Source organism: uncultured Ralstonia sp., from assembly GCA_913056305.1.
GTDB lineage: Bacteria > Pseudomonadota > Gammaproteobacteria > Burkholderiales > Burkholderiaceae > Ralstonia.
In genome coordinates this window covers 1-7,516 of record CAJXMR010000222.1, presented here as the reverse complement: position 1 = coordinate 7,516, position 7,516 = coordinate 1, and the positions used below count along the sequence as shown (strand labels likewise).

The following is a 7,516-nucleotide window of genomic DNA, read 5'->3' as shown; positions in this document are numbered from 1 at the left end:
TCCTGTGAATGCCACCGTTCAGACATGACTTACGCCGTCAAGGAAATCTTCTACACGCTGCAAGGCGAGGGTGCCAACACTGGCCGCGCAGCCGTCTTCTGCCGCTTTGCCGGCTGCAATCTCTGGAGTGGGCGCGAAGCCGATCGCGCCTCCGCCGTCTGCCAGTTCTGTGACACCGACTTCGTCGGCACGGATGGCACGCAAGGCGGCAAATACTCGACTGCCGACGCCTTGGCCGAGACCGTCGCCGCCGAATGGCCGGCTGATGCCACGGGCGGCAAGCCCCTCGTCATCTGCACCGGTGGTGAGCCGCTGCTGCAACTCGACCAACCGCTGATCGACGCGCTGCACGCACGCGGCTTCGAGATCGCCATCGAGACCAACGGCACCATCGCCGTGCCCGAGGGCATCGACTGGGTGTGCGTAAGCCCGAAGATGGGCTCGGAGCTGGTCGTCACACGTGGCGACGAGCTGAAGGTCGTGATCCCGCAGGACGGACAGGACCTGGACGCATACGAACGGCTGGATTTCCAGCATTTCTTCCTGCAGGCCATGGATGGCCCGCTGGCGCGTCAGAATACGGCGCTCGCCGTCGAGCTGTGCCAGCGCCGTCCGCGCTGGCGCCTGTCGCTGCAAACCCATAAGATGCTGGGCATCCGCTAAGGCGGGCCCGCCGCATTTTGTCCCGGTTGTTCTCGTCGTCCCAGCTGTTTCGCGGCATCTGCTGCCGCCCCTCGCTCCATGACCAAGACCGTTTCCATCACGCGCCGGCTCGAATTCGACGCCGGCCACCGCATCCCGGGCCACGCCGGCCAGTGCCGCAACCTGCACGGCCACCGCTATCAGCTCGAACTCACCCTGTCCGGCGAAGTGCTGCACAACGACAAGGCCGCCGATGACGGCATGATCCTCGACTTCGGCGACGTCAAGACGCTCGCCAACAAGCACCTGGTCGACCTGTGGGATCACGCCTTCCTGGTCTATCGCGGCGATGCGAAGCTGGTCGAATTCCTGAACGACATGGAAGGTGGCCACAAGACCGTCGTGCTGGATGACGTGCCCACCGTCGAGAACCTCGCGCAGATCGCCTTCGACATCCTTGAGCCGGTATTCCGCAATACGTACGGGCATCACCTGCGCCTGTCCAAGCTGGTGCTGTACGAGACCCCGAACTGCTGGGCCGACGTGAAGCTCGCGCGCCCGCACGAGCAGGATTGATCCCCGTCTCTCCCCAACCCGCATGACGACCACGCCCCACGTCCTGATGCCGCCCCCAGGCCTGTCCGCCCATGAGCGCGACGGCTACTGGATGCAGCAGGCGCTGGTGCAGGCCAAGCTCGCATGGGGGCAGGGCGAGGTGCCGGTGGGCGCGGTGGTGGTACGCGGCAACGAGATCGTCGGCGTCGGCTACAACGCGCCGATCGGCACGCACGATCCGTCAGCCCACGCCGAGATGCGCGCCCTGCGCCAAGCAGCGGAGACGCTCGGCAACTACCGCCTGCCCGACTGCGAAGTGTTCGTGACGCTGGAGCCGTGCGTGATGTGCGCCGGCGCCATGCTGCACGCCCGCGTGGCGCGCGTCGTCTACGGCGCGCCCGACCCCAAGACCGGCGCCGCCGGCAGCATCCTCGACCTGTTCGCCGAGACGCGCCTGAACCACCAGACCGCCATCATCGGCAGCGTGCTCGCGCAGGAATGCGGCGACATGCTGCGCGCTTTCTTTGCCGAGCGCCGCGCGAGCCAACGCGCTGCGCGCTTGGCATCCACCGAATCCGACCCGACCTGATCCGCATGCCGACTACCGTCCGCCTGATCGCGCCTTCCGGCTATCCCAACGACGCCGAGATTGCCGTGCGCGGCGCGGCGGCACTGCGGGCGCAAGGCTGCGAGCTGGTGAACGAGGCATGCCTCACACGCCAGCACCAGCGCTTTGCCGGCGACGACGACGCGCGACTGGCTGATCTGCACCAGATCGCCACCGGCAGCGGCCAGGAAATCGCCATGGCCATCCGTGGCGGCTATGGGCTGACCCGGCTTCTGGACCGCATCGACTTCGCCGCGATTCACCAACGTGCGCTGGCGACCGACGCCATCATCGTCGGCCATAGCGACTTCACGGCGTTTTCGCTGGGGTATCTGGCCGCGACCGGCGGCGTGACCTTTGCCGGACCGCACCTGTGCTCGGATTTCGCACTGCCCGAGGTCGACGCCTACATGGTCGAGCACTTCTGGGGGCTGTTGAGCAATCCCGCCTACACGCTGCGCGTGGATGCCCCGCAAGCGACGGCTCGCCCGGGGCGCATTGCCGGCACGCTGTGGGGCGGCAATCTGGCCATGCTGTGCAGCCTGATCGGCACGCCGTACCTGCCCAAGATCGACGGCGGCATCCTCTTCGTCGAAGACATCAACGAGCACCCGTACCGCGTCGAACGCATGCTGCTGCAGTTGGCGCAGGCCGGCGTGCTGGAGCGTCAACAAACGCTGGTGCTGGGCGATTTTTCCGGTTACCGCACCACGCCGTACGACGCCGGCTACGACTTCGAACCCATGTGCGCGTATCTCGCCACACGGCTGCCGATTCCGGTCCTGACCGGCCTGCCGTTCGGCCATTGCCCGACCAAGGCGACGCTGCCGGTGGGCGCCCAGGCCGAGCTCGACGTCGATGCCACGGGCTTTACGCTGCACTTGTCGGGCTATCCGACATTGCGCGGGTAAGTTGCCCATCCATCCGGGTCACGCTCGGATGGTAAAATCCCAGGTTCCCTAAATGGCGCAGGGCGATTGCCCTAGGGGCGCCAGTTCACCGCTTTCCAATCAAGGTTTCCACGTGCTTTCCACCGCCAACATCACCATGCAGTTCGGGCCCAAGCCCTTGTTCGAGAACATCTCGGTCAAGTTTGGCGAGGGCAATCGCTATGGCCTGATCGGCGCCAACGGCTGCGGCAAGTCGACCTTCATGAAGATCCTGGGCGGCGATCTGGAGTCGTCGGGCGGCAACGTCATGCTGGAGCCGGGCGTGCGCCTGGGCAAGCTGCGCCAAGACCAGTTCGCCTATGAAGACATGCGCGTGCTGGACGTGGTGATGATGGGCCACACCGAGATGTGGGCCGCCGCGCAGGAGCGCGATGCCATCTACGCCAACCCGGAAGCCACCGACGACGACTACATGAAGGCCGCCGACCTGGAGGCCAAGTACGCCGAATACGACGGCTACACCGCCGAAGCCCGCGCCGGTGAACTCCTGATGGGCGTCGGCATTCCGACCGATCAGCATGCGGGCCCGATGAGCAACGTCGCCCCCGGCTGGAAGCTGCGCGTGCTGCTGGCGCAGGCGCTGTTCTCGAACCCGGACGTGCTGCTGCTGGACGAGCCGACCAACAACCTCGACATCAACACGATCCGCTGGCTGGAATCGGTGCTCAACGAGCGCAATTCCACCATGATCATCATCTCCCACGATCGCCACTTCCTGAACTCGGTCTGCACGCACATGGCCGACATGGACTACGGCACGCTCAAGGTCTACCCGGGCAACTACGACGACTACATGGAAGCCTCCATGCAGGCGCGCGAACGCCTGCAGGCCGCCAATGCGCGCGCCAAGGAGCGCATCTCCGACCTGCAGGACTTCGTGCGCCGCTTCTCGGCCAACAAGTCCAAGGCGCGCCAGGCTACGTCGCGTTTGAAGATGATCGACAAGATCAAGGTGGAAGACATCAAGCCGTCGTCGCGCCAGAACCCGTTCGTGCGCTTCGAGTTCGAGAAGAAGCTGCACAACCTGGCGGTGGAAACCGAGAACGCGCGCAAGACGTACGACCGCAAGATCTTCGACAACCTGACCATGGCCGTGCGCGCCGGCGAGCGGATCGCCATCATCGGCGAGAACGGCGCGGGCAAGACCACGCTGCTGCGCTCGCTGCTCAACCATTCGGTCAAGAGCGGCGTGCAGCGCGGCATCGAGATCGACGGCGGCTCCATCAAGTGGGCCGAGCACGCCAACGTCGGCTACATGCCGCAGGACACCTACGAAGAGTTCCCCGAAGACCGCGACCTGATGGACTGGATGAGCCAGTGGACGCAGGCCGGCGACGACGACCAATCGCTGCGCGGCACGATGGGCCGCCTGCTGTTCTCGGCCGACGACATCAAGAAGAACGTCAAGGTGCTCTCCGGTGGCGAGAAGGGCCGCATGATCTGGGGCAAGCTGATGCTGGGCCGCCACAACGTGCTGGCGCTGGACGAGCCGACCAACCACATGGACATGGAGTCGATCGAGTCGCTGCAGATCGCGCTGGACAAGTTCGAAGGCACGCTGATCTTCGTGTCGCACGACCGCGAGTTGATCAGCGCCCTGGCCACGCGCGTGATCGAAGTCCGCCCGAACGGTACGCTGACCGACTACCTCGGCACGTACGACGAGTACCTGCAGAGCCAGGGCGTGGAAGTCTGAGACTGACGCGCACGGATACAAGAAAGGCGGCCGGATGTGCCGCCTTTTTTGTTGCCCGCCGGTCAGGCTCAACCTTGCGCTGTCGAGCCGCCTCCAGCATGGCCGGCCAGCATCGCCAGCACGCGCGGGTCATGGGCGACCTGCATGACCTCGGTGATGCGCAAGCCGCTGGCCTGGGGGTGTTGCGGGTTGAACAGGTAGTTGCTGGCGACCGGCAGGATGGCACTGGGTACCCTCAGGAGCGCGCTGGTGCCGCCTGCTAGCCATTCCGTGCCGACGGCCTGCGTCCAGACCAGATTGGCCGCCCAGCCGGCCGGCATGTCAGCGGGTTGGATCTCCGCCACCGTGGTGGCATCGTCTACCTCAATCTGCAGCAGTTGGTAGGACAGCGGCAGCGCGTCGAGGCTGCCCAGCTCCAGGTGCACGAGCACCTCCAGCAGCGCCAGCGCGGGATGCTCGGCCAGGTAGACCACGGGCTGCCCTGCCAGATGCCAACGGCCATGGGCGCGCAGGCCACCGATGCCGCGCAGGTCGGCGTAGTTGCTGATGCGCCAGAGCTGCATCAGGCAAAGTACCCTTCGTCAATCTGCGTGAGGGCGTCTTCCACCAGTCGGGCGCCGTGTTCCGTGCTGGCCATGTCGAGCGCGGTCTTGCCATCAAAGCGGCGCTGCGGGTTGCGCAGCCACTGCATGGCGCGGGCTTGTTCGCCGAAGACGGTTTCGGCTTGGGCGACCAGCCTGGCGAGGCGGATGGCTTTGTCGGACTCATCGGCGGTCAGCAACTCGTGCTTCTCGCGGCGGTGTGTGAGCGTGCGGCGGGCGATGATGAAGCTCAGCTCATCCCATTTCAGCCCTTGTGCCGACAGCCGGTCGATCACGCCCACCTGCAGTCGATCGAGCGCGAGATTGGCGAGGTCGGCACCGGTGCGCACAGGGGCGTCCAGCAACTGGCCGAGGCGGGGCAGGTAGTCGCCGGGCCGTGCATCGGGGGTGGCCGTTGGCCGGAAGGTGACAGCAATCATGGTGGCGCGGGGTTGGCAATTTGCCCAATCATTATAGGCGTTTTGCCAAGACGACACCCAGCCTGCCTGCCGCGTGTGTATGAAGTGATTAATTGGTTGCTTCGTCGATCAACAGGTCGAGCTGGGCAATCACGTTGCTCGTCTCCGGTTCACCGCGTGTCTTGACCAGGGAGGTCTTGAGCGAGTCACGCAGGGCGACCAGGTCGGCCACATTGGCCGCCTTTTCCACCTTCATCTCCAGCAGGTAACCGCGCAGGCCGAGGTAGCGGCTGATGGTTTCGGTGTAGAAGCGGTAGAGGCGCTGGTAGCCTTCGACGCCGCCTCCACCGGCTGCTGCAGGCGCAGAGTTTGGCGTGGGGGTAGAGGCCGCCGCCGCAGCGGAAGTGGACAAAGAGACACTTTTCGCGTGCGCGACCGACTCGGCACTGTGCAGCCGGATGTAGCCGTCTTGCTCCAGCGCGCCAAACACGCTCTGGTCGAAACCCAGCGGCTGCAGCTGCACGAGGATCTCGTCGCAGGTCTTCTCGCCATTGACCATCAGCAGCAAGGCGCGGTGCCGTTGGTCGAGCCGGTGTGCCCGCGTGCGAATCTCTTCCTGGCCCTTGTCGGTCTTCTGATAGACGGTGGTCGTCATGATGTCTCCCTCGGCTGGCGCGTCTGCGGTGCGCGCTCTACAAGCTCTACAATAGGGCGATCATAACCGTCCGGGCGGACTGGCGATCTCAGTCCTGACCCGGAGTTCACAATGCGCACCCGCGCAATTCCACCAGAGCGAGACAAGCAACGATGCAACAACGCGACAAACTGTTCATCAACGGCAAGTGGGTGGCGCCGCAGGGCAAGGGCGTCATCGAGGTCATTCATTCGGCCACCGAGGCCGTGATGGGGACCATCCCCGAAGGCAGCGCCGCCGACGCCGAAGCCGCCGTGGCGGCCGCCCGTGCGGCGTTCGACGGTTGGTCCGCCACGCCGGTGGCCAAGCGCGCTGAATACATCCAGACGATCGCCGACGGCCTCAAGGCCCGCAGCGAAGAACTGGCCCAACTGATTGCCGGTGAGGTCGGCATGCCGATCAAGCTGGCGCGCGCCATCCAGGTGGGCGGCCCGGTGTTCAACTGGGGCAACTTCGCCAAGCTGCTCGGTAAGTTTGCGTTTGAAGAGCAGGTCGGCAACTCGCTGGTGGTGCGCGAGCCGGTGGGCGTGGTGGGCGCCATCACGCCGTGGAATTACCCGCTTAACCAGATCACGCTGAAGGTTGCGCCCGCGTTGGCTGCCGGCTGCACCGTGGTGCTCAAGCCCTCGGAAGTGGCGCCGCTCAATGCCTTCGTGCTGGCCGAGGTGATTGAAGAAGCTGGTCTGCCGCCGGGCGTGTTCAACCTCGTCACGGGCTATGGCCCGGTGGTGGGCGAGGTGCTGGCGAGCCATCCGGACGTCGACATGGTGTCGTTCACGGGCTCGACGCGCGCCGGCAAGCGTGTGGCAGAGCTGGCTTCGCAGACTGTCAAGCGCGTGGCGCTGGAGCTGGGCGGCAAATCGGCCTCGGTGGTTTTGGACGACGCGGACCTGTCGGCGGCGGTCAAGGGCACGCTGTCGGCCTGCTTCCTGAACTCCGGCCAGACCTGCTCGGCGCACACCCGCATGCTGGTGCCGCGCGCCAAGTATGAAGAGGTGAAGGCGCTGGCCGCACAGTTTGCTGCCGCCTACGTGCCGGGCGATCCGGCGCAGGAAACCACGCGCCTGGGCCCGCTGATCTCGGCCGTGCAGCGCGATCGCGTGCTCGGCTACATCCGCAAGGGCCTGGAGGAGGGTGCGGAACTCATCACCGGTGGCGCCGATACACCGGAAGGTCTGTCCACCGGCTACTTCGTCAAGCCCACCGTGCTCGGCAACGTCAAGACCACCGACACCGTGGCGCGCGAGGAGATCTTCGGCCCCGTGCTCACCGTGATCTGCTACGACAACGAGGACGAGGCCATCCGCATCGCCAACGACAGCATCTACGGCCTGGGCGGCGGCGTGTGGTCGGGCGACGAGGCGCGGGCGAT

9 protein-coding genes are annotated in these 7,516 nt (G+C 65.6%); 6 read left to right on the top strand and 3 right to left on the bottom strand.

Features of this window, described 5'->3' with window-relative positions; genetic code table 11:
* Positions 1-24: 24 nt before the first annotated feature.
* From queE to QZ609_RS22365, 5 genes are all read left to right on the top strand, one after another.
* Positions 25-663, top strand: a complete 639-nt coding sequence (gene queE / locus QZ609_RS22385; protein ID WP_295499644.1) for a 7-carboxy-7-deazaguanine synthase — start codon at positions 25-27, stop codon at positions 661-663.
* A 78-nt stretch (positions 664-741) separates the two neighbouring features.
* Positions 742-1,218 (top strand): 6-carboxytetrahydropterin synthase QueD, encoded by a 477-nt coding sequence (queD, locus tag QZ609_RS22380; protein WP_295499642.1) that lies wholly within the window; start codon positions 742-744, stop codon positions 1,216-1,218.
* Positions 1,219-1,240: 22 nt separating this feature from the next.
* Entirely contained in the window at positions 1,241-1,786 is a 546-nt protein-coding gene (tadA, locus tag QZ609_RS22375; protein WP_295499640.1) for a tRNA adenosine(34) deaminase TadA, read from the top strand.
* A gap of 5 nt (positions 1,787-1,791) precedes the next feature.
* Positions 1,792-2,715, top strand: coding sequence for a muramoyltetrapeptide carboxypeptidase (ldcA, locus tag QZ609_RS22370; RefSeq protein WP_295499638.1), 924 nt, complete (start codon positions 1,792-1,794; stop codon positions 2,713-2,715).
* A gap of 112 nt (positions 2,716-2,827) precedes the next feature.
* On the top strand, positions 2,828-4,450 hold the full coding sequence (locus QZ609_RS22365) for an ABC-F family ATPase (protein WP_295499637.1): 1,623 nt from the start codon (positions 2,828-2,830) through the stop codon (positions 4,448-4,450).
* Between the two features lie 68 nt (positions 4,451-4,518).
* Here the strand turns inward: QZ609_RS22365 and QZ609_RS22360 are convergent, their stop codons facing one another.
* From QZ609_RS22360 to QZ609_RS22350, 3 genes are all read right to left on the bottom strand, one after another.
* Entirely contained in the window at positions 4,519-5,016 is a 498-nt protein-coding gene (locus tag QZ609_RS22360) for an RES family NAD+ phosphorylase (protein ID WP_295499643.1), read from the bottom strand.
* Complete coding sequence (locus QZ609_RS22355; protein ID WP_295499636.1) at positions 5,013-5,471, bottom strand: antitoxin Xre/MbcA/ParS toxin-binding domain-containing protein; 459 nt, start codon at positions 5,469-5,471, stop codon at positions 5,013-5,015. Before QZ609_RS22355 ends, QZ609_RS22360 begins: the two co-directional genes overlap by 4 nt.
* 88 nt (positions 5,472-5,559) lie before the next feature.
* A complete protein-coding gene (locus QZ609_RS22350) occupies positions 5,560-6,105 on the bottom strand; it encodes a hypothetical protein (RefSeq protein WP_295499634.1) in 546 nt (181 codons plus the stop codon).
* A 152-nt stretch (positions 6,106-6,257) separates the two neighbouring features.
* On the opposite strand from QZ609_RS22350, the gene QZ609_RS22345 reads away from it, so the two are divergent.
* A partial coding sequence (locus tag QZ609_RS22345; protein ID WP_295499632.1) for an aldehyde dehydrogenase family protein occupies positions 6,258-7,516 on the top strand: 1,259 nt, incomplete at its 3' end.